Annotated in this window: 3 protein-coding genes; 1 reads left to right on the top strand and 2 read right to left on the bottom strand. The window is 67.1% G+C overall.

Annotation, left to right across the window (positions count from 1 at the left end):
• The coding region (locus LQV45_RS28995) for an AIR synthase related protein (protein WP_230010479.1) at positions 1–1,059 on the top strand (1,059 nt) is incomplete at its 5' end.
• A gap of 80 nt (positions 1,060–1,139) precedes the next feature.
• Here LQV45_RS28995 and LQV45_RS28990 read toward each other — a convergent pair.
• Positions 1,140–1,433 carry a DUF503 domain-containing protein gene (locus LQV45_RS28990; protein WP_230010476.1) on the bottom strand — a complete coding sequence of 98 codons (294 nt, stop codon included), beginning with the start codon at positions 1,431–1,433 and terminating at the stop codon, positions 1,140–1,142.
• Positions 1,434–1,456: 23 nt separating this feature from the next.
• Entirely contained in the window at positions 1,457–1,774 is a 318-nt protein-coding gene (locus LQV45_RS28985) for a putative quinol monooxygenase (RefSeq protein ID WP_230010474.1), read from the bottom strand.
• Positions 1,775–1,882 lie beyond the last annotated feature (108 nt).

Here is a 1,882-nt window from a genome sequence, read left to right as displayed (position 1 = left end):
GTCCAGGACGCCGGCCGTCCCTCCGCCCCGGCGGACCTGGCCGCCGCCATCACCGAGCTCGTCGCCTCCCCGAACATGTGCGACAAGTCCTGGATCACCAAGCAGTACGACCGCTACGTCGGCGGCAACACCGCCATGGCGTTCCCGGACGACGCCGGCGTGGTCCGGGTGGACGAGGAAACCGGCCTCGGCGTGGCCCTGGCCACCGACGCCAACGGCCGCTACACCTACCTGGACCCGTACCACGGCGCTCAGCTGGCCCTGGCCGAGGCCTACCGCAACGTCGCCACCTCAGGTGCCGTGCCGATGGCCGTCAGCGACTGCCTGAACTTCGGCTCCCCCGAGGACCCCGACGTCATGTGGCAGCTCGCCGAAGCCATCCGCGGCCTGTCCGACGCCTGCATGGTCCTCGGCATCCCGGTCACCGGCGGCAACGTCTCGCTGTACAACCAGACCGGGACCACCCCCATCCACCCCTCCCCCGTGGTGGCAGTGCTGGGCAAGTTCGACGACGTCGCCCGCCGCACGCCGTCGGGCTGGAAGGAAGACGGCCAGGCCATCTACCTCCTCGGCACGACGGCGGCAGAGCTGGACGGTTCGGAATGGTCGAACATGCGCGGACACCTGGGCGGCCTGCCGCCGAAGGTTGACCTCGACGCCGAGCGCGAACTGGGCCAGATCCTGATCAACGCCTCCCGCGACGGCATGGTGGATTCCGCCCACGACCTCTCCGAAGGCGGCCTCGCCGCGGCCCTCGTGGAGTCGTCCCTGCGTTACGGCGTGGGCGCCCGGATCGCCCTGCAGGACGTCCTGGACCGCGACGGCGTGGACCTGTTCACGGCGCTGTTCTCCGAAACCCAGGGCCGCGCCGTCGTCGCTGTGCCCCGCTCGGAGGAAATCCGCTTCACGGACATGTGCACCGCCCGCGGCTTCGCGCACGTCCGGATCGGTGTGGTGGACGCCGAGGGCGGCACGCTGGAGATCAACGGTGTCGAGACCATGAGCCTCGACGCGCTCCGCGAAGCCCACGAGGCGACCCTGCCGAAGTACTTCGGCTAAGCCCCACCGCTCAAAGCAACGCGGGGTCACTTACCGCCCATAAATCCCCCTGGGATGGGCGCTAAGTGACCCCGCGTTGTTTAATCGTCGCTGCGGAGCTCCCGTTGCCGTGCGCTGAGGAGTTCGAGTTCGGGCCGGGCCGCCACGAAGCGTTCGACGCCGGTCAGCACCTCCACGACGTGTGCCCGGTCTGCTGCCACCAAGCCGGCGCCCAACTGCGTGCGCCGGTGCTGCTCATGATCCCCGACCTCGGCCACGGAGACATCAAAGCGGCGCTTCAGCTCCGCAAGCAGCGGCCGCACCATGGAACGTTTCTCCTTCAGGCTGTGAACGTCGCCCAGAAGGATGTCGAATTCAATCCAGCCGATCCACATGCCATAAGCGTATCCATTGCCGGTTAGATGGTGAGCTCGCCCATCCGGTCCCAGCCGTCGCCGTCGAGCTGCCGGCTGATGATCCGGGGCGTCTCGGCCAGCGCCTGAGGCATGTCCGCCATAGCCTGCTTGAAGTGGGCGCTGTTCACGTGGGCCCCGGCGGCGTCATCCTTGAAGGCCTCAACCAGGACGAATTCATTGGAGTCCTCCACACTGCGGGACCAGTCGAACCACAGGTTGCCGGGCTCCTGGCGGGTGGCCTGGGTGAAATCGTTCACGAGTCCCAGCCAGCGCTCCGACCAGTCCGGCTTGACCTTAAATTTGACGACGATGAAGATCATGGGCTGAAGCCTTTCATTGGTTTTCCGGAGGTTCCATTCTTCCAGCATGACAATGCCGGGTCACATGGCCAGTTGGCGGGTCAACAGGTCTTGATGGCCTCGCGGGCC

The organism is Microbacterium sp. Bi128 (genome assembly GCF_918698205.1).
Note: the sequence above shows the minus strand (reverse complement) of the source record. Positions and strands in the feature narration are given on the sequence as shown.

Coding starts and splice junctions, on each gene's coding strand:
- LQV45_RS28985 (WP_230010474.1), bottom strand. CDS start 1,774: ATGATCTTCATCGTCGTCAAATTTAAGGTCAAGCCGGACTGGTCGGAG.
- LQV45_RS28990 (WP_230010476.1), bottom strand. CDS start 1,433: ATGTGGATCGGCTGGATTGAATTCGACATCCTTCTGGGCGACGTTCAC.